The sequence below is a fragment of the Comamonas composti DSM 21721 genome, assembly GCF_000429845.1.
Taxonomy (GTDB): Bacteria; Pseudomonadota; Gammaproteobacteria; order Burkholderiales; family Burkholderiaceae_C; genus Comamonas; species Comamonas composti.
On the sequence record NZ_AUCQ01000033.1, the window covers coordinates 1 to 25,630 of the forward strand.

Here is a 25,630-nt window from a genome sequence, read left to right on the forward strand (position 1 = left end):
CCCTTGCTTGCACCCCGGTGCAAGCTGCGGCCCATCGACTCGAACTCATCCCGATTGCGCTCCAACGCGCCTGCGTAGAGATCGTGAACACGCTCTAAGAACGGGCTCACCATCCAAGCCATGCCGGGCCCCAGTCGCCCGGCCCGAAACGGCTGCAGGCTCCATGCCTGCAGCCTGTTCACCCCAAGCCAGCCTCTTCGGAGGCTGGCTGTCCATTGAAGGAGAGGTTTCCATGCAAGAACGCATGTCCCGCCGCAGCCTGGTCGCGCATACCCTGGCCGCATTCGCCCTGACCGGCAGCGGCCTGGCCACTGCCGCCACGCCGACCCAGCCCGCCACTGTCACGATTCAGCATGCCAAGGGCAGCACCGAGGTGGTACGCGCACCGAAACGCGTGGTGGTGTTCGATCTGACCTCGCTGGATGCCATGCACACCCTGGGCCTGCCGGTCGCCGGTGTGCCCAAGGCCCAGTTGCCCGACTATCTGAGCAGCTATGCCGCCCCGCGCTACACCATGGCCGGCAGCCTGTTCGAGCCCGACTACGAGGCACTCAGCCATCTGCGCCCGGACCTGATCATCGTAGGCGGCCGCTCCAGCGCCAAGTACGAGCTGCTGAGCAAGATCGCACCCACGCTGGACTTCAGCGTGCGCGGCAGTCATATGCTCGAGGACATGGAGCGCGCCGTCACATCGCTGGCCGGCCTGTACGGCAAGCAGGAGCAGGGCCGGACGCTGATGAAGCAGGTGCGCAGCGAAGTCGACAGCCTGCGCCCGCTGGCCAGCCAGGCCGCCCCCGGCGTGCTGCTGATGGCCATCAACGAAAAAATCATGCCCCAGGCACCGGGTGCGCGCTTCGGCTTTTTGTTCGATGTGCTCGGCGCCCAGTCGCTGCTGGCCGCCAAGGATGTGCCCGCACGCGGTGGTCCGGCCTTCGGCTTTGACGATCTGGCCAAGCTGCAGCCGCAGTGGATTTACGTGATCGACCGCAACGCCGCCACCGGCTCGGCCCCGGGCGGCGGCGCCGTGATTCCGTCCACCCAGGTGTTCGACAACGCCCAGGTTCGCAGCACGCCGGCGGGGCAGAAAAACCAGGTGGTGTTTCTGGATCCCAAGGGCTGGTATCTGATGGGCAGCAGCGGCCCAACGGCCATGCTGCGCAACGTGGCCCAGCTCAAGCAGGTCTACAAGGCGGCCGCGCGCTGAAGGCGGCCGCAACCTGGAGGCTATCAATAACCATAGCTTCCAGCGCTTGCTGCATAAGGGCTTGAGCCGGTTTTCACCTAAACCGGCTTAGAACGTGTTTACGATCTCTACGCTGCCGCGTTGGAGCGCAATCGGGATGAGTTCAAAGCGATGGGGCGCAGCTTGCACCGGGGTGCAAGCAAGGGCCAGCGCGAACAAATCGCCCGATTTCGCTCCAACCCTTCGGGCCAGTGTCTTTGCGGGCGGTCTACAGCGTTGCGAATCCTCGCAATAGCACGGCTATTGCTGCGGTGTCGCGCCTCGTATCCCATCCCGCAAAGACACTGGCGCGGCACCGAGGAGATCGTAAACACGTTCTGAGGCCCTTCGCGTCTGCATGTCTGGCGTGGCCGTCAGGCCAGCGGGATCCAGTGGTTGTCCAGCTGCATGCCGGCCGTGCCGGCTTCGTGCTCGCGCCCCGATACCGCATGCAGCTGGGCCAGCTGACTGCCGCCCAGCCACAAGGCCCGCGCCGGTGCGCCATCGGCCCCGGCCTGCCCGGGCGAGACGCTGGCATTGGCCACGCAGTAAACCCCCTTGAGGCTGACCTCGCGAAAGCATTCCCCGGCCTCCCCGTCCCGGTCCGGCACCTGCCACCAGCCCGCGCTGTCCGTACGCGGGCAGCTGACCACGAAGTGCCGGCCATTGCTGCCTATGTCGCCGCCATAGCCGCCGAAACTGCGGCCTGCGGGCAAGGGGGCGGCATGCAGGCGCTGACCATCGAACAAGGCCAGCACGGGCGCCTCGGCCCGCTGCCGGGCACTGTCATGCTCGGCCTGAAGCGCAATCCCCAGCCAGCGCCGCTGGGCCGCATAGGCAATGCGCGGCCCCCAGGCCAGATGCCTGAGGCTCAGGCGCGTATCTTCCAGCCGCCACTGGCCGGCAATCACCCCATTCTGCGCCGGCAGCAGCCGCGCAATGGACGAATCCATGTGATCCAGGCGCAGCTTGCGGCGCCCGGTTTCGGACTGGGTGGGAATGCCGCCATTGGCCACCATGAGCGAGCCGTCGGCATCGAGCAGCAACTGGTGCGGGTCCATGCCGCCGCTGCGCCACTCGGCAATCTTTTCCAGGCTGGCCGCATCGCGCACGCCGATCACGCCCTGACCGTCTTCGAGATCGGTTTCCGTGGTGTAGAGATGGCGTCCGTCGGCGCTTTCTATGACATGGCCGTTGAAGCGCCGGTCGGGCTCTATCCACAGCCACTGGGCCTGCTCGGCACTCTGCCCGGGCCGCAGCCGCAGCAGCCAGTCCCCGGGGCGGCGGCTGGCAAACACCAGAGAATCATCGCGCAGCCGCGCCATGCCATGGGCACGCGTGGGCACCTCCACCGCCTGCAACACATGCAATGGCTGACCAGGCGCGGCCTCAGCCCGCACCACCCCGACCCACATGCTCTCGCCTTCAAGCCAGGCAGCCGCCAGGGCCTGTTGCCGCAAAGACTCGCCAGCCCTGGCCAGCGGCATGGCCGCAAGCAGGACCATGGCCTGCAGACAGTTGCGCCGGCGCAGCCCCTCAGTCCCCGTCGGCATCGGAGAAACCTATGTTGACCTCCAGCGCCGGCGCAACCTCGGCCTCCATCAAACGCTTGAGCCGCGACAGGGGCTTGGTCGCGGCCTCCACCTCGGCAGGCCCGAGCACGGCCAGGCCGGCCATCGCGGCCTCGGCCTCGTTCACGGCCTTGAGCCAGCGATCGGCCAGAGGGTTCAGCCCTCGCCCGCGCAGATAGGCCTCGATGGGCACGAGATCGGAGCCCGCTGCGGGCACGCTGCGGTCCACGCTGACCGCCAGTTGACGCAACCCCTGCCATTGGGCACGCCAGACCGCGATCGCGCCGGCACTCGGGCCATGCTCCCAGGCAGGCGGCTTGCTGCCCGCGCTGCGCAATGGCTTTTCCATCTCGGCCCAGCGCAGCCTCTCCAGACCGCCAACCCACTGGTTGATGAACTCGGCCATGGCCTCGGTCGTGGCCTCCCCGTCCTCACCCCAGTCCTGGGCCGCGAGCTCTGCAAAGCCCTTTTCCAGGGCCTGCATCTCGCCTGCGACCTCCTGGGCCACCAGCACGCCATAAGCGCAGCTGGGAGTGCGGGGCGCTGCAGGCTGCGTCCACAGCAGATATTCCAGCGCCGGATAGCCCTTGGCCGGCGCTCCTATGCGCTCCATGGCCGCGAGATCGGCTGGCGCAGATTGCACGGCCTTCTTGAGCAGGGCCGGGCGCAGCGGCCTGAAGTCCACCTGCCGCGCCGAGCGCCTGTCCACCAGCGGCCCCAGGGCCACGGCTGACAGACGGCTCCAGTCCGTGGAGGATGCGAGGAAAGCCTGGCGCGCGGCCAGCAGCGGCCCGTCTGCCTTGCCGGGATCAGCTGCGCAATACGCGCTCACGGCCAGGCTCAAGGCCTTGGCCGAGCCCAGGGCCTGGGACGCTCCAGGCGCAAACCACTTGGCATACAGGCCATGCACCGCATGGGTGGTGTTGTAGAAAGGAATGGCCATGTTGGCCGGCACATCCTGGGCCTGAGCCCAGGTCGCGGCCAGCAGGCTCAGGGCCGCAGCGGGCAAGGCTTGGCGGTACATCGAAAATCCAGGCATTAGAGAGACTCCACAAATTTCACCAGCGCTTCGCGGTCCTCGGCGCTCAGGTGTCTGACCTGTTCGCGCGCATCCTCGGCCTCGCCGCCGTGCCACAAAATGGCCTCCAGCACGCCGCGCGCGCGGCCGTCATGCAGCAGACGCTGATGGTTGTTCACATCGGGCAGCAACCCCAGACCCCACAGCGGCGGCGTGCGCCATTGCCGACCCGAGGCCAGGAAGTCCGGCCGCCCGTCGGCCAGGTCCTCACCCATGTCGTGCAGCAGCAGGTCGGTATAGGGCGCAATCGTCTGCCCCACGAGCGCCTTGCTGGTCAATTGCGAGGACAGGGCCGGAAACAGCGCCTCGCCGGTCTTGTAGGCCGGCCTGTGGCATACGGCGCACTGGGCCTGGTGAAAGATCGCCTCGCCTTTTTTCACCCGCATGTCGTCCGCATTGCGTCTGGCAGGCGGCGCCAGCGTGGCCTGGTAGAAGATCACATCGTTCAGCACACGATCCTCGATCTCCACGCCCTCGGCCCCGTTGCCGTTGGGCGCAGCCAGGCAGTCCTTTTGCGCAGCCGTGCAGGTCTGCTCGGAAAAGCGCCGGGAAGTGATGCCGATATCGCCGAGAAAGGCCGAGGCCGACTGATGAGCCACCGAGGCCACGTTGGCCTTCCAGCCAAAGCGGCCCAGCATCATGCGCTCCCCATAGGCATCCCAGACGCGGTTGGGCTGCCCCTTGATGGGGCCGCTCATCGCGGCCTGGGCTCTGGCATTGCCCAGGATCTCGGACTCGGGAATATGCTCCAGCAAGCCCAGGCCTATGACCTGGGGCGCAATGCGCGGACTCATCATCACATCGGCCGCCATGGGGCCGTAGTTCAGGCCCGTAAGCTCGTACACCGGCTTTTCCAGCGTATACGGCTGGCCGTCGGCAAAGCGGCCCTGGATCTGTTCGTAGCGTATGCGCAGCTCGCCCTCGCCCTGGACGCCCGACACCCCCATGGTGTTGAACTGGTCGCCATAGACAGGTTCGTGCAAGGGGCCGCCATGCGCATCCTGCCCGGGAATGGACAGGCGCATGAGCAGGCCTGCAAACGGCTGGGGGGCGAGCGGGTTGTGAAAATCCGGGGGCTGGGCGCGCCCGTCCTGCACATGGCAGCCGCCGCAGGAGCGCGCGAGAAAGTGCGGACCCAGGCCGTCACGCGCCGTGGTCGAGGCCGGGGCCTGCACCCAGTTGCGCTTGAAGAATGAATTGCCGATCACAAAGCGCGTGCGCTCTGCATCGTCCAGATTGGCCGCCGGCAGGGAAAACGCATTGCGCCCCGTGGCATACACCGTGGTCTGCCCACCTGGCAGCAAGGCCTGGGCCGGCGCGGCAAAGCGCTGGTCGGGCGCAAAGACTTCGGCCTCCTGGCGCTGCGCCGAGCAGGCCTGCAACATCAGGGCTGCGGGCAGCAGCAAGAAAAGTGGTCTCATCGTGAAGAGAATGCGGAAAAAGCCACGGCCACTGCTTCATGGAAACAGTGGCCGAGAGACAGGGACCGGGCGACTTTAACTGGGGTCGACCAGGTTGAGCTGGGTAATACCCACGGCATGCGCGGCCTCGACCAGATCCTTGCTCTGCTGCACCAGGCTGTCGATGGTGGCCTGGATCTTGGCACGCGAGGCCGAATCGCGCGCCCCTTGTATGGCCTGATCGAAAGGCGCGGGAATGGCCTCGGCCGCAGCCACGGACTTCAGGATCTGGTGCGTGGTCTTGTCGGCCAGCGCACTGTTCTTGGTGGCGACCCAGTGCTTGAGGCCCGGCCCTTTGAGCGTGCTGCCATCCAGCCGCTTGTAGCTGCCCTGCCAGACATTCGCAATGCCCTGGGCATTGGCCACCGCATCGCGATGGGTGTTGTCGGAGAAGCACGAGTGCTCGTCCTCCTGGTCGCGGCTGGCCATGGCCACTTCCAGGCGCTCGCCCGCAAGCTCGCCACGCGATAGCGATCCCAGGCCCACGAAGATGCGGCGCAGGGAATCATCGGCATTCTTCTCGAAGCCCGCACGAAAGTTGTCGGCCACGCCGGGCTTCCACTGATCGGCGACCGACTGCAGGTCTTCCACCAGCAGCTCGGTGATCAGGTGCAGATACTCGCGCCTGCGGTCTGCATTGGGCTTCTTGCCGTCGACATAGTCGGTATAGGGACGGTTGCCCGGGCCCTTGGCACTCAGGTCCTGGCCCCAGAGCATGAATTCAATCGCATGCCAGCCCGTGGAGATGTTCTCTTCCCCGTCATGCTCGTTGAGCTCGGCCAGGCGCTCCTTGCTCAGCACCTCCTTGCGGTTGTTGACGATGCCGGCCTTGGGATTGCCCTCCACATAGTCCACATAGGACTCGTCCATGGGCCAGGCATTGAGGCGGCCCTCGGGGCCCTCGTCATCGTCGATGGGACCGGCATAGAAACGGAAGGCCTCGGTCTGTCCATAGAACTCGCGGGCATCCAGCCAGGACTTGCGCGCAGCCTCCAGGCCCTTCTGGCTGGGCGCAGCAAGAAAGGCATCGATCGTCTTCTGCATGCGCCTGGCCGTGGTCAGGCTGTCCTGGTAGGTGGCGTCCACCAGGCTGCTGTAGTGCCCGACCACGTCTGCCACGGCAATATCCTTTTTCACCGGCTGTTGAACACTGCCGGCGGCCATGGCCTGGGTCACAGGAGCTGCGGTGCCCAGTGCAAGGGCAGCGGCGATCAGAAAGGGATGCATAAGCGCTTTGAATGAAAGTGATGAAACAAAGATAGCAAAATGTAATTGAGAATTGTTTTGATTAAAAACCGTGGGCAATCGTCGCACTGCCGAGCAAGGTCAAAAGGCTTTTGCGGCGCGACGACAACGATCATTTTTGTAGTCTGCGCCGGCGCTTGAATCGCATCGCATCGCTGCGAGCGCCCTCTCTTCGATTCGATTAGAATCGCGGCGTCGCACGGCCCCCCGGAACCGGCGCCCCTCTGGAAATCAAGCCCTGAATGCCTTGTCTTCAGGGCTTTTGCTTTTTGCAGAAGCCGATTTTTCGCTTTCTGCAGCCATTTTCGCCACCGCGCGCAGACAGTGCCCGGCTGCAGCAGCTCCAGAGGATTTGCCAACGTGACCCCTTCCGCCCCCCAAACGCTTGCGGCCTGCACGGCTCCAGCCCATCCCTCCGAAGTCAGCAGTTATAGCTGGAAAGCCCTGGCCGGATCGGCCGTGGGCTATGCCATGGACGGTTTCGATCTGCTGATCCTGGGCTTCATGCTGTCGGCCATCTCCGCCGACCTCGGTCTGACACCGGGTCAGGCCGGCTCCCTGGTGACCTGGACGCTGATTGGTGCGGTCTTCGGCGGCATCGTGTTCGGCATGCTGAGCGACCGTTACGGCCGCATCCGTGTGCTGACCTGGACCATTGTGCTGTTTGCAGTCTTCACCGGTCTTTGTGCGTTTGCCACCGGCTATTGGGATTTGCTGGTCTACCGCACGATTGCCGGCATAGGCCTGGGCGGAGAGTTCGGCATAGGCATGGCCCTGGCGGCCGAAGCCTGGCCCGCGCGCCACCGCGCACGCGTGTCTTCCTACGTGGCCCTGGGCTGGCAGATGGGGGTTTTGGGCGCCGCCCTGCTGACGCCTTTGCTGCTGCCTTTCATAGGCTGGCGCGGCATGTTCCTCATCGGCGTGATACCGGCCATCGTGGCCTGGGTCATCCGCAACAAGCTGCATGAGCCCGAGGCCTTCACCCAGACCGTGGCCCAGCGCCAGCCCTGCAGCCGCACATCCATGCTGCAAAGCCTGAGGCTGCTCATGAAGAATGGGGCGACGGCCAGGACCAGCCTGGGCGTGATCGTGCTGACCTCGGTACAGAACTTCGGCTACTACGGCATCATGATCTGGATGCCCAGCTTTCTGTCCAAGCAGCTGGGATTCAGCCTGACCAAGTCCTCGATGTGGACCGCCGTCACCGTGCTGGGCATGATGGCCGGCATCTGGGTCTTTGGCCAGCTGGCCGACCGCATAGGCCGCAAGCCCAGCTTTCTGCTGTTCCAGCTCGGTGCCGTGATCATGGTGATTGCCTATGCCCAGCTCTCCGACCCCACGGCCATGCTCTGGGCCGGCGCCCTGCTGGGCATGTTCGTCAACGGCATGATGGGCGGCTATGGTGCGGTGATCAGCGAGGCCTATCCGACCGAAGCCCGCGCCACGGCCCAGAACGTGCTGTTCAACATAGGCCGTGCCGTGGGCGGCCTGGGCCCGGTGGTCGTCGGTGCGCTGGCCATGGCCTACTCCTTCCAGGTAGCCATTGCGCTGCTGGCCGCGATCTATGTGCTGGACATGCTCGCCACGGCGTTTCTGATCCCCGAGCTCAAGGGGCAGGAGCTGAGCTGAACCGCGCGCCGCACCAACGTGCAGTCCTGAAAACGCGCTCGGCGCGTCATGGCAAGCGACCCAGCTCCGCCTGCAGGGCCGCAATATTCGCCTCATGGCGACGCAGGCTCCGAGCGGCCTGCGCCGCATCCTCGCCCCCCTCCTGCATCCTGAGCATCGAAGCCTGCTGCTGTTCCTTGCGTAGCTCCTGCTCAAGAATCAGGCGACGCTCGCCTTCAAGACGGCCTGCTTCGGCCCTGGTTGCAGCGGCACCCGCAGGACTGCGCCCACCAGCCCCGGCCCTGGAGGCGGCCGGGGCACTCGCAGAGCAGGACAGACCGCCTGCGCTGCGGCCTCCGCCCACGAGAAACTCGACTCCCTCTGACGCACAGCGCCCTGCCCCCGGGGCAACCAGCACCATCGAGGCCTGCGCCACGGCAGCCTGGCCTTGCGCAAGCAACAGCCCGCCCAGCAGCCAGGGCACGAGCCGCAGCTCAGGAGCCTTGGGCCACATAGCTCACGGAGATGAAGGCGCTCAGGCCTGCGCTGTCGATCACCGTCACGGGCAGGTTGTCCAGGCAGCCGCCCTTGAAGTCGATGCTCACGCCCTGATCGAAACGGGTCACGTAAGTCGTGCTCAGCGCGATCCGGTCCGGCGCCGGGTTGCGCAAGGTCAGCGGCAGGGTGCCGCCGGCCATATAGACCACGGCCCCTGCCGTGGCGGGGCAGGTCTTGTCCGCGGTGACTTCCTTGATTTCCGAAGGCGACATGGCCAAGGGCGTCAATCCGTCGCTCATGGATCCGCCGCCGCCACAGCCGGACAGGAGCGAAAGCAGGGCCGCCATGGACAGCATGGAAAGTGCAAACCGGTGTTTCTTCATGATGATGCAAGTTGGTAAGACAGGGATTTACTCAGTCAGCCTGACGCTCAGCTTCGGCGTGCAGGTGTCTGCATTTGCACGGTGGCGTAGGAGACGATGGGGATGCGTCCCCTGAGGTAGTAGCTGCAGTCGCTCAGCGCCCCCAGGGGAAGCAGCGAGGGCTTCTCCCAGCCCCGCACATCGGAGTCGGTAAACGGGCACATGACGCGCTTGACGATGGCCTGCATCAACGGCACCTTGAGCTCATAGGCATAGGTGACCTTGATGCGCAGCACATTTGCATCGCGCAGCGAGATGCTGGCGCCGCGCACCGGCTCGGCAGTGCGAAATTCAAGGTTGTCGTTGGGGATGACGGTGGCGCTCCCGCGCTTGATGCCATACACGCGAAACGCCTCCTCGCTGGGGCTGAGAACTTCGAGCCGCACGTTCAGACCGGCAGTCACATCCACCTTGGCCAGGGCATAGGCCGCACCCAGGCGCGTCACATCATTGCCATTGAACGCGTTCTGATGGAACGGGATCAAGCCCTTGGCCAGCGAGTCCTTGATGGAGCCGACCTGGGCCTCGTTCAAGGCACCATGCCGGGCCGCCATGAAGGTGGCGTTGTTGAGCGTGAGCTTGGCCATGTAGAGCAGTCCGGCCTGCAGCATCACAAAGGTCAGCAAGATGGCAATGGGGCCGACGATGATGAACTCCGTCAGCGCCGCGCCCTTTTGCCTGCACGACCATGCCCGAAGTGGAGACCGCAACACGCTCATGGCCTGCTCCTCAGGGCGCGGTGACCGCGCCGCCCGGACGCGAAAGCAGCATCTGGGCCGGGGACGGGCTGGCGCCTTGTGCAGCCCTTGTCGGATCCTGTATGCGGGCACCGGACTCCTGCGTGCCGCCAGCCTGCGCCATTTGCGGGCGGCGCCCGAACAAGGGCGCCAGGTCGTTGCGCAGCTGAGTGATCTCGCCACGCACCTGCCCGGGTGCGCCCCCCTGATTCAGGCTGGCCCGGTTCAAGGCCATGTCGGCCTGGGAGAGACGCACCAGGGCCAGGTTGTAGGCCGCGCGCACATCATTGCCATCCAGACGCAACACCGCATCAAAACCGGCAGCGGCCTCATCGAGATTGCCCGCCAGCGCCGAAGCCGCACCATAGCCAAACCACAGCTGTGCATTGCGCGGATAAGTCGCCGTCAGTTGCCTGAACTGCTGGGCCGCCCCGGGCCAGTCGCCACGCGCATACGTGTCCTCGGCCGCCTGCAGCGCAGCCCGTGACTGCGCCGATTCGGCTGCCGCCTGGGCACTGCGGGGATCGGCCTGGGCTGCAGCAGGCGCCTCTTCGGCGGCCGCAGGCGCGGGACGGGCCTGGGCCATGGAGCCCAGCACGCCAGGAGCGCCCTCGAAAGGATTGGCCGCAGGCTGGGGCGAGGCGCAGCCTGCCAGGGCGGCACAGGCCATGGCCGCATAAATTGTCGAATGCAGAAAGTTCATGTGTATCACTCAATCAAACAGCTCACAGATGGATCACCGATGGCCTAGCCATGGCCCAGCAACTGCCCGGGCGCAATGCCCAGGACCCGGGCCCGACCGGCCTGCAGCTCCAGCACGGAGGCCGCTTTTGCGCAGAGCCGAAAGCGCCATGGCGGGACGTTCTCGCAGACCCTCAGAACATGGTCTTGCGCATCGAGAAACACCGCATCGATGGCATAGCCCATGCCCACGGTATGAATGCTGTCGCAGCGCTCTATCCACAAGCCCTGCTGCTGCGTCAGCGCAGGGCGCCACAGCAGCCCTCTTGCGCGCGCCCAAAAGCTTCTGGCCCGAGCCACCTCACATGGCACAGGCCTCGCATTGATGTGCAGCACCGATGAATGCCCGAACATCGCACCCCCCTTGTTCTTACGCAAAGCACACGCTCCGGCCATCACAGCCCCGAAGCCAGGAACTTCATCGCAATGGGAAAGCCCAGGACGATGAAGGTGCAGGGAAAGATGAACAGGATCAGCGGCCCCAGCATCTTCACCGGCGCTTCCATGGCCATCTTCTCGGCGCGCAAGAAGCGCTCCGTGCGGCGTTGTTCGGCCTGGGCGCGCAAGATGGGCCCCAGGCTGGAGCCGGTCTTCTCCCCCTGGATCAGGGCCGAGACAAAGCTGGTCACGGGCACGAAATCGAGCCGCTGCGCAAAATCGCGCAGCGCATCGATGCGCGCCTTGCCGGCGCGCACGTCCCGCAGCACACGGTTGATCTCCACGGTCAGCGGCCCTTCCGCACTTTTGGCCATGGCCTGCTGCATGGCTCCGGCAAGATTGAGGCCCGCCTCGATCGACAGGGTCAGCAAATCGATGAAAAACGGCAAGGCCTTGAGAATCGCCAGGTTGCGCTTCTTGGTGACTTCGGCCAGCCACAGGTCCGGGTAGAAGAAGGCCATGACTGCCAGGGTCAGCATCAGGCCCAGGCCCTGCATCTCCAGCATGGCCTGAAACACCAGGCCCAGCAGCGCGCCCGTGATGGCAGAGACCACCTTGCCCGCAAAAAACTGCTGGGGATTGAGCGCATAGTCCTGGCCTGCACGCTGCAAGGCCGTGGTATAGCGCTCCTTGCTCTTGGAGCCGATGGCCCAGTTCAGACTGTTGGCCAGAAGATTGATCACCGGCCAGGTGAGTCTGAACAGGCGCGGCGGCTTGTCCTTGTAGGAGCGGTCCTCTTCGGGCGCCTGGCGAAACAGCTTGTAGACGGCCACCAGGCAGCCGACCAGGGCCAGAGCCAGCAGCAGCGAGGCAATCATTGTTTGCATGGAAACTCCTGGAGAGGCGAAGGGCCGGGGCTATACATCGATGGTCACGATCTTCTTGATCACCACGCCCCCCATGATGAGCAGCACGCTGATCACGGCGATCACGGCCCAGCCGTAATAGGTGGTGAACAAGGGCTCCATGGCCTCGGGCTCCATCTGGTAGAGCACAAAGGCCAGAAACACCGGCAGCAGACCCACGACAAGGCCCTGCAGCTTTCCCTGGGAGGTCAGGGCCTTGATCTTTCCCTCCATGGCCGCCTTGGCCCTGAGCGTGCTCGCCAGCCTGTCGAGCACCTCGGACAGATTGCCGCCCACATCCTTGGCAATGCTCACGGCCGATGCCAGCAGGCGCACGTCCTCCACGCCCACACGCTGCGAGAAGCTCTCGAACGAGTCCTCGAGCGAAACCCCCAGCTTCTGCTCGCGCAACACCATGGACATCTCCTGGCTGAACGGCGGCGGCGACTCGGTTGCCACGAGGTCGATGGCCATGCTCAGGCTGGCGCCCGCACGCAGGGAGCCGGCCATCATGTTGAGCACATCCGGCATTTGCTGCACCAGCCGCTGCTCGCGCCTGCCGCGCATATAGCCATAGGCCATTCGCGGCAGGACGAAGATGCCAATGGCAACCAGGATGGCCAGAGGCAGGGCACCGGTAAGCCCCCAGACCAGGGGCGGAATCAGCACCACCATGCCGATGTTGAAGAAGAACAGGCGCTGCGGATCTATGAACAGGAACATGTCCTCCAGCGACAGCTTGGCATCGCTGGTGAACTTGGCCTTGTAGCTGCTCCAGGAAAAGCGCACGAAAAGCACGACCAGCACCACGGCGCCGGCCGTCAGGGCACCGACCAAAAGAGGAAAGAGCTCCATCTCAGCTCTCCATGGCGCAGCGCACCTGCATCGCACGCAACGGGCATGCGCCGCAGCCGGAAACGGCGCTACAGCACCGGCCTGCAAGGGCGCCATGGCTTCTGGGGGAGGCGGCAAAGCCGCTCAAGGGGAAGACCATCTCACGCCGCCTTCTTGAAGATGTCCAGGCTCACTTGCACACCGATCTGGCGCAGCTTCTCGTAGAACTCGGGAACGCAGTCGCAGCCCGTGAAAAAGCCTGCGGTCTTGCGCTCGGCAGTGAAGCCGGTCTCGACAAACTCGAACAGGTCCTGCAGCTGGATCTTGCCGCTCTCCACGCCCGTGACTTCGGTGATGCGCGTGATCTTGCGGCTGCCGCAGGCAAAGCGGGTCTGCTGCACGATCAGGTCCACGGCCGAAGCCACCTGCTCGCGTATGGCCGTCACCGGCAGCTCCATGCCGGCCATCATGACCATCACCTCCAGACGGGCCAGCATGTCGCGTGGGCTGTTGGCGTGGGCCGTGGTCAGCGATCCGTCGTGGCCGGTGTTCATGGCCTGAAGCATGTCCAGGGCTTCACCCCCTCGGCACTCCCCGACCACGATGCGGTCGGGGCGCATGCGCAGCGAGTTCTTGACCAGTTCGCGAATCGCGATCTGGCCCTTGCCCTCGGCATTCGCGGGGCGCGACTCCAGCGAGACCAGGTGTTCATGCGGCAGTTGCAGCTCGGCCGCATCCTCGATGGTGACGATGCGCTCGCCATCGGGAATGAAGTTGCTGAGGATGTTCAGCAGCGTGGTCTTGCCCGAGCCCGTTCCCCCCGAGACGATGATGTTCTTGTGCTGCTCCACGGCCACACGCAGAAACTCCACCATCTGCTCGTTGGCCGAGCCGAACTTGATCAGGTCCGAGGCCATGAGCTTGCGCTTGGAGAACTTGCGTATCGTCATCGACGGCCCCTTGAGGGCCAGCGGCGGAATGATGGCATTGAAGCGTGAGCCGTCCTTGAGCCGCGCATCCACCAGCGGCGAGCTCTCGTCTATGCGCCGCCCCACGGGAGCGACGATACGCTCTATCACGCCCATCACGGCCTTCTCGCTGGAGAAGGCCAGCGGCACGCGCGACAGCCGGCCTGCGCGCTCGACAAAGATCTCGTCCACGCGGTTGACCATGATTTCCGTCACCGACGGATCGGCAAGCAGGGGTTCGAGCAGGCCCAGGCCAATGGCCTCGTCACGGACCTCCTGCATCAGACGCTGGCGATCCACGCTCGCAGGAATGCCTGCCGGCATCTGCTGGAAGATCTCGCGTATGGCCTGCTCCGTATGCTGGCGCAGCTCGGCATCCGACATGCGGTGCACGTCGGTGCGGCGCATGTCGAAGGACTCGATGAGCTTGTCCTGGATCTTGCGCCGATACTCAAGCCACTGCTGATCGATCTGCACGCTGGATGCGAACCGCTCGTCCGCTGCGGGCGGCAGGCCCTGCACGGCCTGCGCTACCGGGTTTGGCAGTGCCTGGGCCTGCATCCCGGGGCCTGCCACAGTTGCCTGGGCCTGGACCGAAGGCTCGGCCCGGGCCGCAGCCATGCCCGCAGGGCTCTGGGCAGTCTCCTCCGGCTGCGCCGTGTCCTGCTGGGAGCGGCTCCAGCGCACCAGCAGCTTGTGCGGGCCTATGCGCACGGGCTCATCGGCCTGCAGCGGGCCGAAGGTCGTGACCTTGGCATCCTTGACATAGGTGCCGAACATGGTTCCGAGGTCGCGCACAAAGGCCTGCTCGTTGGAGACAAAGATTTCGGCATGCTCCTTGTGCACGGTCCAGCCCGGCAGGACCAGGTCGGCATCCGCAGCCCGCCCTATGCGGCAGCGCGGCCCGTCCAGGACCACATTGCGCGGCTGGCTGTCGGGGCTGAGTATTTCCAGATACAGCATCTCGATTCCTTGGTCCTCTTCAGCGCGCGAGCTTGTTTTCGATCATGGAGCGCACCTCCTGCATGTTCTGGTAGGCACTTTCCTGGGCAAGCAGCGCCGCACGGTCGGCTGCCGGCGTATGCAGCCTGGGGGTGACCACGACCAGCATTTCCGTCTGGTCATTGCTCAGCTCCTGCGTGGAGAACAACCCGCCTATGAGGGGTGCGCGCCCCAGCACAGGAATGCCTTCCTTGTTGCGCGCGCCCACGCTCTTGAGCAGTCCCGAGATGACCAGGGTCTCGTTTTGCTTGAGGCTGACTTCGGTCTCCGTGCGATTGGTGGTGAAGGCCACGAACTGGCCCGTGCCCGCCGAACGATCGGGCTGGCTGACCTCGGCCACGATGGTCGAGCGCACATTGCCGGCCTTGTCGATCACGGGCTTGAACTCCAGAATCACGCCATACGTCTTGTAGACCACGCTGATCTGGCCAAAGCCCGAGCTCACGGGGATGGGGATCTCGCCGCCGACCTGTACCTTGGACGATCCCCCGCTGACGCTGCTGATGCGGGGTTCGGCCAGCGTCCAGCTGTCGCCGTTGGACTCAAGAAAGTTGAGCACCGACGTGATCTGTGTCGCCAGCCCGAAGTAGGTGATGAAGGGACGGGCCGAGGTCGTGACCGGATAGCCGCCCTGGTTCAGCCCGCGAAAGCTGGAGTTGGCATAGAAATAGCCCGATGTGGCCAGCGTGGGACCGGCAACGCCCAGGTTGCTCCACTTCACGCCGATGTTGTCCAGCGCCTGCTTGCGCACCTCGACCACCTTCACATCGAGCTGCACCATGGGTTCGGGCACGACGGTATGCATCTCCTCGGGCCGCTCCCGGATGAGGTTCAGCACCTGGGGGTAGGCCTTGGCGATCTTCTGGACCTTCTCGGCCGAATCCTCGTTCGAGTAGGCGCCGTCCAGCACGATCTTGTCGCCCACCGCCTGTACGGAAATTCCCGGGTCATGGGCCAGCAGCTGGCGCAATTCGCCGGCCGTGCGTGCATGGTTGTCCGCGCTCACGCTCACCTCGTACTGCAGCTGGCGACCATTGCGCAGCCAGACGTAAAGCGTGGTCGTGCCCGGGTTCTCGCCCATGAGCACGATCTGCCTGTCGGCCACCACGGAGGCCGTGAGCAGCTTGCCATTGCCTATGGCCACACGCTCCACCCCGGCCTGGGCCAGCACCCTGACCTGGCCTGCATACAGGGACAGCGGCGCCGCTGCCGATGCCGCAGCAGGCACAGGCCGCGCGTCTTGACTGCCGGCCGCGCGCTCGGCCGCCGCAGACCAGGGCCCAGCAGGCGGAGCATCGGCTCCGGCCGTGCCGCAGATGCCCAGGCATAGCAGGGCCAGGGAAGACTTGCTCAAATGCAAAAGCTGATTCATGGATCACACAAGCAAATAAGACTCACGCAAGCGAGCAGCGGCCCAAGCTGTTTCCATGAAACAGGCGCTCGGCCTCCAGCGGGTTTGCGTAAGCCATGTCAAAAGGGCTGCACCGCTTACGGGGCGGAGCGGATGAGGTCGGAAGAAGAGGGCGAGACCGCCCCCATGGCCGAACTGGCCAGCGTGCCGGGCAGGCTTGTCGTGGCCGTGCCGGAAGCGGCCGCGGCCTGGGGGCCCACAGCGCGCGCGCGCGCATTCACGCCCGCGCCGCTGTCGGACTCCAGCATGTCCCGGGCAATGGACTCGGCCTGCTCCCGCTTTCTCGGGTCTTTCATGACGGCATCGAGCACGGGAGTTCGGCTGACGGCACTGCCGCTGCCCGACCCACCGATCAGGAACTCGACCATGCGGCCCGACCCTGTAAGGCCCGAAGAGATGCCGGCCACCACATCGTCCAGGGTCAGCGCCATGCTGGGATTGCCTCTCTCATCGCCCGGGGCGCGCAGCACGGCCGTCAAATGCCCGCCGGCCTTGGCGGCGATGATGCGCGTGGCATCTTCGGGAAGAACATCCAGGGTGACATGCGAATAGGCGCGGGCAATGGCCTCGTTGGTTGTGCCCACGCCTTTTTGCTGCTGACCTGTGGCGATCACCTCGACGTTGGACAGCAGCGGAAAGGTCAGCTCACGGGTCTCACCTGCGGTCTGCCCGCTCACCGGCGCTGTTGCCGTCAGCATCAGATCGATGCGGTCGCCCGCGCGCAGCATCCCGGAAATGGAGCTGATCTCGTCTACGTCTATGGTCAGCGCGCGCCTTCCGCTCTTGAGCGTGGCCGCAAATATCTCTCCGCCCAGACTGGCCGTATGGCTGACCTGAAGCGCTTCGCCACGATCCAGATCGACGACCAGGGCCTGACCATCGACACCGTCATAGGTATCGGGCGTGACCATGTTGCGGCTCACGAATTCCGCAGGAATCTGGCGCACGGAAACGCTGCCCGCATCAATCACCTCGCCAGCCCGCATCGGCCGGTTGGCGACCACCACGCCCAGCAAGGTCTTGCCTCGCGTGGCCTCTTCCTCTATCTCCGTGATGCGCGTGGTGATGGCCCGGTTGCTCAGATAGAAAGCTGCGGCCCCGAGGGCAATGGCCGCGGCCAGCAAAAGCCAGTTCTTGTTGATCGATACAGCCACGACAGACCTCAGGGCAGGGAAATATAAAAAGTCAGGGCGCGGTAGAACGCCTTGAAGGCGTCAACCAGCATCTGCGGCGTGTTCGGACTGGAAAACAGCACCAGCACGACCAGCGCACAGACCACGCAGTACTCCACCATGGCAAACCCCCTCAGCCGGGCTCTCGATCCGGAATTGCAGACAGGCACGGACTCTCTCTTTCTCTATTCAGTCAAACGTCACAAGATTGGTGTTCATCACCGTCATGCGATTGGGCAGATCCGCCCCCATGGCCACGTCCAGCTGCTGCTTGTTGCGGCCATACATGCGCACCACCGAGGCCTCGGCGGCCTGTGGCGCGCTTTGCTCCTGCACCAGCGTCCAGCCGGCCCGCACCAGACTTGCGTGGTAGCGGGCGGCCAGCACGGGCACGCTGTCCCCGCTGAACCACAGCACCTGCTTGCTGCGCTTGCCCGCATCTATGGACTCGACCACGTTGACCGCCTTGGCGCCATGTGCAGGGGCCGGTATGCCCGAGGCATCGATGCGCGGCTGTATGCCCTGCACCTGGGACACCGACAGCGTCCCCTGGGTGCCGCCGCCCTCTGCGCTCTTGAGCTTGACCATGAGATAGAACGGGCCATGGAGCTTGCCCAGCAGCACATAGGGGTCGGCCTGGGTCACGACCATCTGTGCGCGGCCGCCGGCACCATGCCGCCAGTGCGCCGCATAGAAAGCCTGGACCTCGACCACCGAAGACTTGCTCTCGAAGCTCTGGACCCGCATGGGAACCCCGTTCACACGCATGTCATCGGAAACCCAGTGCACTTCGGAGCGGGGCGGCTCGGGCATCCGCGGCCAGGGCGTGGCGCCATAGGTGAACGAAGACTGGGCTCCCAGCCAGGGGCTTGCGAGCAGCAAGACCGCCCCGAGCATGCCGCCCATCAAATGCCGAAGACTGCGCGCTGCCGGGATCGCAAGAGATGACCAGGAACGCAGCACTAGCATTTGCTTCCATCCTGGTTCCGGTAGTCCACGTTCTGGCCGGCGTTGTTCTTCAAGCTGCCCGCAGGCACATAGTCGGGCACCACACGGCCTATGTCCGGAGCGTGCTTTTCGAAGGTCGGCGACATCACGGCCCCCAGCACCTTGGAGACAGGCTCGACGTAATACCCGAACACCGCCCTCTTCACACGCGAGCAGACCGCATTGACGCCGTCCGCATTCCAGGCGCCCACGCCAATGGCGGTCGCCCCCGGCAGGCCGATCTGCAGGCCCTTGAGCGCATCGAAGTGCGTGATCTCGGCCAGGGAGACCGTGACCTCGGCCTTCATGATCCCGCTCTTGGGCAGATCAAAGACCGGCTCGGCAACCTTTTGCTGCAGATTCCCCACAAGGCCGCTGGAGAGCGGGCCGAGCGCGCGCTCTGTGATGGCCACGTCGTTGAAGTCTTTGAGCAAAGGCTTGTAGCCGACATCGCTCCACAGCGGTACACGGTGCTTGTCGGCCTGGTATTTCAGTGGACTGTCGCGATAAACGATTTCCTGCTGGCCGGACTCACGGCGCAGGAAAAACCGCGCCTGCGTCTCCTGGGCGAGCTGGCTTGCGTTCTTGGCCTTGTTATAGGGGTCAAAGGCGCGCTCGAAGGCCACGTAACGGCTGGCCTGTATGGCCGAATGCTTGACGTCCGCATAGCGCGCAAGGTAGTACACCCCGAGAAACATCGGGGCCAGGACCAGCAGGCACACCAGGAACTCCGTGGTGGCCTGGCCGGAGGACAGTTTTTTGCGCAGCATGCCCATGTCCGAAAGCGCCTCAGTCCTTGGGCGGGCCGAACTGCAGCGCGTCAGCGGGAACCTCGAAGATCCCTTGCGGCAGGGGCTTGCCCACCTCCACGCGCACCGGATGCTCTGATGCCTGGGCCGCCTGCTGTATGGCGGCCAGCGCCCCGGACGGGGCTGCTGGCCTTGCGTCATGCATGGCAACCATCAAATCCCTGTCCGTTCCCGGATAGGACAGCCATGGCTCCAGCAGGCAGAGGCTGCCCATGGGATCGTCCTCGGGTGCAGTCCAGCGGCAATGGAGTTGCGTGCCGGCGATGACCATGGTCTCGCCCTTCATGATGTCGGCAGACACGGGTCTTGCTGATGGCGCGCAAACCCCCTTGAGCTCAGAGCGCGAGCCCGTGCCTGCATCCAGGTCGTAAGACACCTCGGTCACGTCGCACTGGGTATGGATCTCCATGCTTTTGGAGCGCACGGCCTTCGGCAGACAGCTCTCGCCCGGTCCCGGCCCCCAGTGGCTACGGTCCAGAACGCTTTGCGTGGTGATCTTCACGTAGCGCCGGCCTTCGAAAGCTTCGAGCACCTTGTACGTATCCAGATCCAGGATTTGCTGATCCGTGATCTGCTCCGAGCGCGGGTCATAGACGGCTCCTGCTGCCGCCATGACAGCCCCCCTGGCCTGCTGACAGCTCTCGATGGTCTCCCGGATCAGCTGGACATGGGCCTGGGGAGCATCAAAACGCCTTTCACGCTCGATCAGAACCGAAGGCAGGGATTGAGAATCTGTCCCGGCATCCGACCCCTGGGAACAGGCACCAAGGGCAATGGCCGCAGCCGCTGCCAGCAAATATCTTTGGTTTGTCATTTGGAATTCTCTTTTATTGCGCAAAAGCCGCCAGAGCAGGATTCATCTGCAAAGCGCCATAAACAAGCGCCTTGTTCGCCATGGAAGGCTCTTGCAATCTGACCTGCCAATAAGGGTTGTATAGGCTTGCATATTCTTTATGCCCATCTGCCCTGAAAAGATTACGGCCTGTGATATCCAGGTTGTCCCGCTTGGGTCTTTCAAAGAAAATTCTTGCCTCGGACAGCGAAGATATCTGGTCTTTTGAAAATCCGGCTTTTAAATCAGGAGATCCCAAATTGGAGTCCATAGGGCGGTTCGCAATATCCATGGATTCATTGCTCCTGATCTGAACCTTGTCCTTGGCCACGGCCACCATATAGAACATTTCCTGCTTGCTGGGCTGGCCGCTCTGGTCGCGAGGAACGTCATACAGCTCCTTGATTCCGCTCCAGCCGCCATTTCTCTTGGTATTTCCATAGGCCAGATTTCCAGCCCCGCCATCGGTCCTCAATCTGTTGCCGCTGTTTCTTCCCTGAAGATCGGCCACGGAACGTCCCCAGCCCACAGGAACAGCCGTGGTTCCCTTTCCCCAGCTGCATCCATCCCAGCCATTGGGGCCGACTTTCTGTTTGAACTCCACAGTATCCTGAGCCTCCCAGCGGTCATAGTTGACCAGCTTCGTCGGCCCTTGTTTCTCCGACCCCAGCTTGATGACGAAAGGAATGCACAAGGTACGATTTCCAAAAAACAAATCCAATAGAAAAATATCCGAACCACGACGCTCGGTAGAGAATTCATCGCGGGAATTCAATATCAGATCGGCCGCTGTTTTTCTTTCATCTCTGCCACCCTGGCCTTTTTTATACAAATGGCTCATGCGCTGCCATTCAAGCTCGTTCATGACGCCAATGGCCTTGGACTGCACCAGATGCGCGGGCTCGTCATGGCGGCCACCCTGGGTCGCAACGCTCTGGCGAAGAACGGAGTCCGATGCATCGTTGGTCGCCAAGGCCATGACCGGAGGCACGAAGGCCGGCCTGATGACCCCTGTATACCAGGCGGTAAAGGACAGTTCCCAGGTGCGAATGACGGTAGGTACGATGCCCTTGAGCGCCTTTTCCGCACCTTGCGCGCCACGCTCGAGCGCCCCCATGACACGCCCCAGCGCTGTCAAGACCGCGCCCAGCCCCGGAATCGCTGCCGTGGCCGCGCCCAGGGTCTGAAAAATGGTCTGGTAGTTCCCCGTGGCCGTCTTGAAATAATCATTCCACGACTGGAGGCTGATGACCTGGGCGATCAAGACTTCGTTGGCGACGACCGCCCTGTTCGTATAGGCCACCAGATTCAGCGCCCGCGCCTGGACCAGGCCCCCGGAATAGGCAGCGGCATCGGCAGCATTGACGACTTTCTGCTTCTCGGAAGTCGCCTGGCCCACGCCATAAATGCCCGCAAAGATCACGGCCAGCGTTGCAGCAAACGCCAGAAACCAGACCAGCACCTGGCCCATTTGCCTCGAACGCAGCCAGGCACTGCGCCGGCTTTGCCCACCAAGACTCGTCTTCTTCATCACCGCCTGTCTCTCCTGCAGTCCTCGCCCATGCCTACTTGAGCCTGACCAGCTCCACGCGCCGGTTCTTGGCCCGGCCTTCCTCGGTACGGTTGTCGGCAATCGGCACGCCGCTGCCCAGGCCCTTGGACTGCAGGCGCCTGGCCTCAATGCCTGCAGCAGTCAGTGCCTCCATGACAGAGCGTGCTCTGGCCTGGGAAAGCTTTTGATTGGCTGGCGCATTGCCGACGTTGTCCGTATGCCCCTCGACCGAGATGCGTGTCGCCGGCATGGACTTGAGCATGGCGACCACTTCATCCAGAGCCGGCCTGGCCTCGGCCTTGATCTCGGCCTTGTCGTGATCGAAATTGATGTACAGCGTGGCATAGCCCTGGCGCGCCATCTCGTCGGCAAGCTGACCGGCCTTGACCACCTGCTGCATGGTTTTGGCTTCAATCAAGGTCAGCTTGTAATTGCGGCCATAGTTGTTCTCAAGTACCACCCAGACCTTGCCGACCTTGTTGTCCAGCAAAAAGACATGCACGCCTTCGTGATCCGGGTTGTAACTCAGCATGCGCCCGCCCAGTTCCTTGATCGCATTTTCATAATTTCTGAAAATAGCCAAGGATCCAGCCGATTTTGTTGCCGAATAATTAATAGCCGTTACCTTGCCCTCAGCGACGAGATGACCTTTATCGTCAAATCCAGGGATTTCAGAGTTGCACTTTATGCTTTTCTGGCAGTAGAAAATATAACCATCCTCATAGGAAGAATAGTCAGACACTTTTCTGCCATTGGTTTTATACCCATCCATCCCGGAGAGTAAAGAATGATCCTGAGCATGAGATATGGGAAGCACCCCTGCCATCACGCAAAAAACAAAGGCACTGAAAGAAAATCTATTCACCACGAGTACATTCCCATATTTTTCATATTTTGATCATCAGAAGAGAGACGGATTGAAATCCGTACTCAAAAATCAACGGCCCTTGCCAGCATGGTCCTGGAAGTTTTCCAGAGAGTGCTTTTTCCCACCGCGCGTATTTGCGCCTTCTGCCTGGGTCTGGGCGATATTGGCGGAGGTGGATCCATCCTTGCCGCCGAGCTCGGCAGCCATGGCGCCGGTTTGACCCTTGACGACGTTACCAAAGGCGCTGTAAACGCCGATGGCCGCAATCGCGATCAAGGCCACGATGATGATGTATTCCGTCATGCCCTGGCCACGGATTTTTTTGATGGTAACGAGATTGCTGGAAAGTTTCATTGGATATGCTCCCTGGTACATAAACGATCCACCCAGTGTGGAAAGCAGGTGGATTGTTAAAAATTTCCGTCTACTTAATATGACAACTACGAGAAGATTTGGTTTTTTTACAAATTGATTCATATAAGTCAGAAATATTAAATCATGTTTTCTCCCGGTGATCACACTCAGCCGCGTGCCGGATCGGCTTTCCCTCTGACCTGCTGCATCTTGTTTGCCGCAGGGCTTTGCGCCGGCTTTTCCCTGTCGCTCACCTGGTTCAGCGCGGCCCTGCTGCCTGCTGCAGGCGCCCTGCTGCTGCAGGTGATGGGCCGCAGGCATGACCTGGCCAGGCATCTGCTGGCGCTCGGCTGCTTTGCCCTGGGTTTTCTTGGCGCATCCCTATGCTGGTTGGGGCTTGGCCTGTACCGGCCGCCCGTCAATCAGCTTTCCTCTGCGGCTTTGCTATGGCTGGCCATCGTCGGCCTGCAACTGCTGGTCTATCTGGCCTGTTATGTATTCATCGATGCGCCCGCACGCCTGATCGAGCGCAGATCCGGCGGCAGAAGAAGTCTTGTGGTGCAGACCCTGGTGCTGGCCACGGCCTGGAGCCTGGCCGAGGGCCTGCGCAGCATCGGCCCCCTGGCTCTGCCCTGGGGGCTCTGGGGCTATGGCGCCATCGACAACCCCCTGCTCGGCGGCATCTACCCTGTGGGCGGCAGCCTTGGCGCTGCATGGCTGCAGTGGCTGCTGGCTGGGCTTTGGCTGTTCTGGGTCCAGAGATTGCGCCAAGTGCGGAACGGCACATGGCGGCAAATCCGTATGCCGGCCCTGCTCAGCCTTGCCTGGCTGGCTGCAGCCATGCCGCTTGGCGGCATCGAATGGACGCAGGCCGCAGACAGCGGCCTGCAGATCCGCATCGTCCACACCCACTGGCCCGCAGAGGAAAAATACCTGCCTCACAACCAGGCCCTGGCGGCTTCCATGCTGGAGCAGGCCGCGCATTCGCCCCAGGCCGATCTGGTGGTCTTTCCCGAGCTGTTTCTGGTTCAGCACCCAAGTGCCTTCCCCAGAGACTGGCGCAGCCGCATTGCACAGCTGGCCCGCGAGAGCAAGACGGGTCTGCTGTTTGGCGCGCCCGGCCTGGCCCGGGAAGAGCGTCCGGGCGAGCCCATTGCCGGCCAGCAGAACACCCTGGTGCTGATTGACGAAACAGGTCTGGCCCACAGCTATGCCAAGCAGTTGCTGCTGCCGTTTACCGAGTACCTGCCATCCAGCCCCTGGGTGCAGTGGATCTGGCCTCTGCTCTACCGCTATCCGCTGGCCGACATGGTGCCCGGCCCCCCGGTCCAGGACCCGCTGAGAATTAGCGGCGTGCAGCTCGGCCCCATGATCTGCAGCGAGCTCGCGGCTCCTGTTCTGAGCGCAGGCCAGGGTGCGGGCGCCGGCCTCGTGGTCTCTCCCGCCAGCGACTCCTGGATTCCTTCACGGCTTTACCTGTTGCAGGCCCACAACCTGGCCAGAGTACGCGCAGCCGAATTGCAAAAGCCCCTGGTACGCGCCAACAACGTGGGCCTCAGCAGCTTCATAGACCACAGGGGCCGGGTGCTGGCCGCCTGGAGCGGTGAAGCCGGCAGCGGCAGCTCGCACATGACGCCCAGAAACGGCGCCACGCCTTATTCCCGCCTGGCCTCGACTCTGGCTGCCGCCTTCAATCCATGAGCGCCAGGCGCCTCATTTTGCGGAACCCGCAGCCCCCGCTCGGCCTTGGCGTTACGTGCTTTCCCGCGTGATATGGCGCAGGATGGCCAAACGCCTGTCGACCGACGCATGGCCCAGGGCCGGCGCCAGATCCAGAAACTCTCCGTGGCGGCCGATGACAGGCTTTGGAGCTGGGGCTGTCATGCCCGCATCATGCACGGCCAGCGCTATTCCCAACAAGAATCAACGAACGGTGTTTGAAGCCATCTTCAGGCTGGTTACACTCTTCGTTATTCATCACTGGAATAACGAACCATGAGCACTTTTTCTCTGCGCCATCTGATCCTGCCTTCCGCCTTGCTGCTGGCCAGCGCCGCCCACGCCGACGAAGTGGCCGTGGCCGTGGCTGCCAACTTCACTGCGCCCATGCAAAAGATTGCTGCGCAGTTTGAAAAAGACACCGGCCACAAGGCCGTGCTGTCCTTCGGTGCCACCGGCAAGTTCTACGCCCAGATCAACAACGGCGCACCCTTTGGCATCCTGCTGGCCGCCGATGACAGCACGCCCGAGAAGATCGCCAAGGAAGGCAAGGGCGTGGACGCCAGCCGCTTCACCTACGCCATCGGCCAGCTGGTGCTGTGGAGCAAGCAGGCCAACTACGTGGACGACAAGGGCGCCGTGCTCAAGACCGGCGACTACAAGCACATCGCCATCGCCAACCCCAAGCTGGCCCCCTACGGCCTGGCCGCCATGCAGACCGTGGAAAAGCTGGGCCTGACCACCCAGGTGCAGGCCAAGACCGTGCTGGGCGAGAACATCGGCCAGACCTACCAGTTCGCCGCCAGCGGCAATGCCCAGCTGGGCTTTGTGGCCCTGTCGCAGGTGATGGAAGAAGGCAAGCTGCGTGAAGGCTCGGCCTGGGTGGTGCCGGCTTCCATGCACGAGCCCATCCGCCAGGACGCCATCGTGCTGAACGCGGCCAAGGACAATGCGGCCGCCAAGGCTTTGATGGAGTACCTCAAGGGTGACAAGGCCCGCGCCATCATCAAGTCCTACGGCTACGCGTTCTAAGCCTTTTTTGAAAGCGTAAGCGCCTCTTTTGGAGGCGCCCATACGGCACTTGATGCGTCGTTGCCGGCCCTGGCCGTACGCAAGTACTGTCTGCGGGCCAGCGCCTCGCCTGAAGTGCCGTCTGGGCGTTGTGGAGGATGCGCTTGCGCCCGGCTGCGCTGCGCAGGCCCGCGCCGGCATCCCGAACAGCAGCAAAAACCATAGCTGGAAGCGCTTATCGAAAGC

The 25,630-nt window shown here is 63.5% G+C and carries 26 protein-coding genes; 4 read left to right on the forward strand and 22 right to left on the reverse strand.

Annotated elements, in window-relative coordinates; all coding sequences use genetic code 11:
- Positions 1 to 232: 232 nt before the first annotated feature.
- Positions 233 to 1,204 carry a siderophore ABC transporter substrate-binding protein gene (locus G486_RS0115010; protein ID WP_027016278.1) on the forward strand — a complete coding sequence of 324 codons (972 nt, stop codon included), beginning with the start codon at positions 233 to 235 and terminating at the stop codon, positions 1,202 to 1,204.
- Positions 1,205 to 1,596: 392 nt separating this feature from the next.
- Here the strand turns inward: G486_RS0115010 and G486_RS22480 are convergent, their stop codons facing one another.
- The 5 genes from G486_RS22480 to G486_RS24320 all read right to left on the reverse strand — a co-directional run bounded on the left by G486_RS22480 (position 1,597) and on the right by G486_RS24320 (position 6,935).
- Positions 1,597 to 2,775 (reverse strand): DUF1513 domain-containing protein, encoded by a 1,179-nt coding sequence (locus G486_RS22480; protein ID WP_051303568.1) that lies wholly within the window; start codon positions 2,773 to 2,775, stop codon positions 1,597 to 1,599.
- Positions 2,759 to 3,832 (reverse strand): imelysin family protein, encoded by a 1,074-nt coding sequence (locus tag G486_RS0115020; protein WP_027016279.1) that lies wholly within the window; start codon positions 3,830 to 3,832, stop codon positions 2,759 to 2,761. Before G486_RS0115020 ends, G486_RS22480 begins: the two co-directional genes overlap by 17 nt.
- Positions 3,832 to 5,292 carry a di-heme oxidoreductase family protein gene (locus tag G486_RS0115025; protein ID WP_034387904.1) on the reverse strand — a complete coding sequence of 487 codons (1,461 nt, stop codon included), beginning with the start codon at positions 5,290 to 5,292 and terminating at the stop codon, positions 3,832 to 3,834. The genes G486_RS0115020 and G486_RS0115025 overlap by 1 nt, the downstream gene beginning before the upstream one ends.
- Positions 5,293 to 5,367: 75 nt before the next feature.
- Complete coding sequence (locus tag G486_RS0115030) at positions 5,368 to 6,558, reverse strand: imelysin family protein (protein WP_027016281.1); 1,191 nt, start codon at positions 6,556 to 6,558, stop codon at positions 5,368 to 5,370.
- Positions 6,543 to 6,935, reverse strand: a complete 393-nt coding sequence (locus tag G486_RS24320) for a hypothetical protein (protein ID WP_169728601.1) — start codon at positions 6,933 to 6,935, stop codon at positions 6,543 to 6,545. Before G486_RS24320 ends, G486_RS0115030 begins: the two co-directional genes overlap by 16 nt.
- Positions 6,936 to 7,047: 112 nt before the next feature.
- Here G486_RS24320 and G486_RS0115035 point away from each other — a divergent pair, with 112 nt between their 5' ends.
- Entirely contained in the window at positions 7,048 to 8,205 is a 1,158-nt protein-coding gene (locus tag G486_RS0115035; RefSeq protein WP_034387915.1) for an MFS transporter, read from the forward strand.
- A 46-nt stretch (positions 8,206 to 8,251) separates the two neighbouring features.
- Here the strand turns inward: G486_RS0115035 and G486_RS0115040 are convergent, their stop codons facing one another.
- The 17 genes from G486_RS0115040 to G486_RS0115120 all read right to left on the reverse strand — a co-directional run bounded on the left by G486_RS0115040 (position 8,252) and on the right by G486_RS0115120 (position 22,777).
- Positions 8,252 to 8,698, reverse strand: coding sequence for a hypothetical protein (locus G486_RS0115040; protein ID WP_027016283.1), 447 nt, complete (start codon positions 8,696 to 8,698; stop codon positions 8,252 to 8,254).
- Positions 8,679 to 9,065 carry a hypothetical protein gene (locus tag G486_RS0115045; RefSeq protein WP_156920047.1) on the reverse strand — a complete coding sequence of 129 codons (387 nt, stop codon included), beginning with the start codon at positions 9,063 to 9,065 and terminating at the stop codon, positions 8,679 to 8,681. Before G486_RS0115045 ends, G486_RS0115040 begins: the two co-directional genes overlap by 20 nt.
- Positions 9,066 to 9,112: 47 nt before the next feature.
- A complete protein-coding gene (locus tag G486_RS0115050) occupies positions 9,113 to 9,823 on the reverse strand; it encodes a TadE/TadG family type IV pilus assembly protein (RefSeq protein ID WP_027016285.1) in 711 nt (236 codons plus the stop codon).
- A gap of 10 nt (positions 9,824 to 9,833) precedes the next feature.
- Positions 9,834 to 10,544 carry a tetratricopeptide repeat protein gene (locus tag G486_RS22485; protein WP_034387906.1) on the reverse strand — a complete coding sequence of 237 codons (711 nt, stop codon included), beginning with the start codon at positions 10,542 to 10,544 and terminating at the stop codon, positions 9,834 to 9,836.
- 44 nt (positions 10,545 to 10,588) lie between these two features.
- A complete protein-coding gene (locus tag G486_RS0115060; RefSeq protein ID WP_084455331.1) occupies positions 10,589 to 10,936 on the reverse strand; it encodes a DUF192 domain-containing protein in 348 nt (115 codons plus the stop codon).
- 41 nt (positions 10,937 to 10,977) lie between these two features.
- Positions 10,978 to 11,847 carry a type II secretion system F family protein gene (locus tag G486_RS0115065; protein WP_027016287.1) on the reverse strand — a complete coding sequence of 290 codons (870 nt, stop codon included), beginning with the start codon at positions 11,845 to 11,847 and terminating at the stop codon, positions 10,978 to 10,980.
- Between the two features lie 30 nt (positions 11,848 to 11,877).
- On the reverse strand, positions 11,878 to 12,720 hold the full coding sequence (locus tag G486_RS0115070; RefSeq protein ID WP_027016288.1) for a type II secretion system F family protein: 843 nt from the start codon (positions 12,718 to 12,720) through the stop codon (positions 11,878 to 11,880).
- A gap of 140 nt (positions 12,721 to 12,860) precedes the next feature.
- Positions 12,861 to 14,630 carry an ATPase, T2SS/T4P/T4SS family gene (locus G486_RS0115075; RefSeq protein ID WP_027016289.1) on the reverse strand — a complete coding sequence of 590 codons (1,770 nt, stop codon included), beginning with the start codon at positions 14,628 to 14,630 and terminating at the stop codon, positions 12,861 to 12,863.
- Positions 14,631 to 14,649: 19 nt separating this feature from the next.
- Positions 14,650 to 16,023: a type II and III secretion system protein family protein gene (locus G486_RS0115080; protein WP_169728602.1), complete on the reverse strand. Its 1,374-nt coding sequence runs from the start codon at positions 16,021 to 16,023 to the stop codon at positions 14,650 to 14,652.
- Between the two features lie 134 nt (positions 16,024 to 16,157).
- Positions 16,158 to 17,234, reverse strand: a complete 1,077-nt coding sequence (gene cpaB, locus G486_RS0115085; RefSeq protein WP_169728603.1) for a Flp pilus assembly protein CpaB — start codon at positions 17,232 to 17,234, stop codon at positions 16,158 to 16,160.
- A gap of 8 nt (positions 17,235 to 17,242) precedes the next feature.
- Positions 17,243 to 17,422 (reverse strand): hypothetical protein, encoded by a 180-nt coding sequence (locus tag G486_RS24060; protein ID WP_156920049.1) that lies wholly within the window; start codon positions 17,420 to 17,422, stop codon positions 17,243 to 17,245.
- A gap of 19 nt (positions 17,423 to 17,441) precedes the next feature.
- Positions 17,442 to 18,221, reverse strand: a complete 780-nt coding sequence (locus G486_RS0115095) for a hypothetical protein (protein ID WP_156920050.1) — start codon at positions 18,219 to 18,221, stop codon at positions 17,442 to 17,444.
- A complete protein-coding gene (locus G486_RS0115100) occupies positions 18,215 to 19,009 on the reverse strand; it encodes a TadE family protein (protein ID WP_156920051.1) in 795 nt (264 codons plus the stop codon). The genes G486_RS0115095 and G486_RS0115100 overlap by 7 nt, the downstream gene beginning before the upstream one ends.
- Positions 19,010 to 19,028: 19 nt before the next feature.
- The gene (locus tag G486_RS0115105) at positions 19,029 to 19,862 is read right to left on the reverse strand and encodes a hypothetical protein (RefSeq protein WP_156920052.1); all 834 of its coding nucleotides are present in this window, start codon (positions 19,860 to 19,862) and stop codon (positions 19,029 to 19,031) included.
- Positions 19,863 to 19,875: 13 nt separating this feature from the next.
- Positions 19,876 to 21,411, reverse strand: a complete 1,536-nt coding sequence (locus tag G486_RS0115110) for a Tad domain-containing protein (protein WP_084455337.1) — start codon at positions 21,409 to 21,411, stop codon at positions 19,876 to 19,878.
- Between the two features lie 34 nt (positions 21,412 to 21,445).
- Positions 21,446 to 21,964: an OmpA family protein gene (locus G486_RS24325; RefSeq protein WP_051303572.1), complete on the reverse strand. Its 519-nt coding sequence runs from the start codon at positions 21,962 to 21,964 to the stop codon at positions 21,446 to 21,448.
- 405 nt (positions 21,965 to 22,369) lie between these two features.
- Positions 22,370 to 22,777, reverse strand: a complete 408-nt coding sequence (locus tag G486_RS0115120) for a hypothetical protein (RefSeq protein ID WP_245587337.1) — start codon at positions 22,775 to 22,777, stop codon at positions 22,370 to 22,372.
- A gap of 21 nt (positions 22,778 to 22,798) precedes the next feature.
- Here G486_RS0115120 and lnt point away from each other — a divergent pair, with 21 nt between their 5' ends.
- Both lnt and modA read left to right on the forward strand, forming a co-directional pair.
- Positions 22,799 to 24,355, forward strand: a complete 1,557-nt coding sequence (gene lnt, locus G486_RS0115125) for an apolipoprotein N-acyltransferase (RefSeq protein ID WP_084455340.1) — start codon at positions 22,799 to 22,801, stop codon at positions 24,353 to 24,355.
- 294 nt (positions 24,356 to 24,649) lie between these two features.
- Positions 24,650 to 25,405 (forward strand): molybdate ABC transporter substrate-binding protein, encoded by a 756-nt coding sequence (gene modA, locus G486_RS0115135; RefSeq protein ID WP_027016298.1) that lies wholly within the window; start codon positions 24,650 to 24,652, stop codon positions 25,403 to 25,405.
- Positions 25,406 to 25,630 lie beyond the last annotated feature (225 nt).

Coding starts and splice junctions, on each gene's coding strand:
- G486_RS0115010 (WP_027016278.1), top strand. CDS start 233: ATGCAAGAACGCATGTCCCGCCGCAGCCTGGTCGCGCATACCCTGGCC.
- G486_RS22480 (WP_051303568.1), bottom strand. CDS start 2,775: ATGCCGACGGGGACTGAGGGGCTGCGCCGGCGCAACTGTCTGCAGGCC.
- G486_RS0115020 (WP_027016279.1), bottom strand. CDS start 3,832: ATGCCTGGATTTTCGATGTACCGCCAAGCCTTGCCCGCTGCGGCCCTG.
- G486_RS0115025 (WP_034387904.1), bottom strand. CDS start 5,292: ATGAGACCACTTTTCTTGCTGCTGCCCGCAGCCCTGATGTTGCAGGCC.
- G486_RS0115030 (WP_027016281.1), bottom strand. CDS start 6,558: ATGCATCCCTTTCTGATCGCCGCTGCCCTTGCACTGGGCACCGCAGCT.
- G486_RS0115035 (WP_034387915.1), top strand. CDS start 7,048: ATGGACGGTTTCGATCTGCTGATCCTGGGCTTCATGCTGTCGGCCATC.
- G486_RS0115040 (WP_027016283.1), bottom strand. CDS start 8,698: ATGTGGCCCAAGGCTCCTGAGCTGCGGCTCGTGCCCTGGCTGCTGGGC.
- G486_RS0115045 (WP_156920047.1), bottom strand. CDS start 9,065: ATGAAGAAACACCGGTTTGCACTTTCCATGCTGTCCATGGCGGCCCTG.
- G486_RS0115050 (WP_027016285.1), bottom strand. CDS start 9,823: ATGAGCGTGTTGCGGTCTCCACTTCGGGCATGGTCGTGCAGGCAAAAG.
- G486_RS22485 (WP_034387906.1), bottom strand. CDS start 10,544: ATGAACTTTCTGCATTCGACAATTTATGCGGCCATGGCCTGTGCCGCC.
- G486_RS0115060 (WP_084455331.1), bottom strand. CDS start 10,936: ATGTTCGGGCATTCATCGGTGCTGCACATCAATGCGAGGCCTGTGCCA.
- G486_RS0115065 (WP_027016287.1), bottom strand. CDS start 11,847: ATGCAAACAATGATTGCCTCGCTGCTGCTGGCTCTGGCCCTGGTCGGC.
- G486_RS0115070 (WP_027016288.1), bottom strand. CDS start 12,720: ATGGAGCTCTTTCCTCTTTTGGTCGGTGCCCTGACGGCCGGCGCCGTG.
- G486_RS0115075 (WP_027016289.1), bottom strand. CDS start 14,630: ATGCTGTATCTGGAAATACTCAGCCCCGACAGCCAGCCGCGCAATGTG.
- G486_RS0115095 (WP_156920050.1), bottom strand. CDS start 18,221: ATGCTAGTGCTGCGTTCCTGGTCATCTCTTGCGATCCCGGCAGCGCGC.
- G486_RS0115100 (WP_156920051.1), bottom strand. CDS start 19,009: ATGCTGCGCAAAAAACTGTCCTCCGGCCAGGCCACCACGGAGTTCCTG.
- G486_RS0115105 (WP_156920052.1), bottom strand. CDS start 19,862: ATGACAAACCAAAGATATTTGCTGGCAGCGGCTGCGGCCATTGCCCTT.
- G486_RS0115110 (WP_084455337.1), bottom strand. CDS start 21,411: ATGAAGAAGACGAGTCTTGGTGGGCAAAGCCGGCGCAGTGCCTGGCTG.
- G486_RS24325 (WP_051303572.1), bottom strand. CDS start 21,964: ATGCTGAGTTACAACCCGGATCACGAAGGCGTGCATGTCTTTTTGCTG.
- G486_RS0115120 (WP_245587337.1), bottom strand. CDS start 22,777: ATGAATCAATTTGTAAAAAAACCAAATCTTCTCGTAGTTGTCATATTA.
- lnt (WP_084455340.1), top strand. CDS start 22,799: ATGTTTTCTCCCGGTGATCACACTCAGCCGCGTGCCGGATCGGCTTTC.
- modA (WP_027016298.1), top strand. CDS start 24,650: ATGAGCACTTTTTCTCTGCGCCATCTGATCCTGCCTTCCGCCTTGCTG.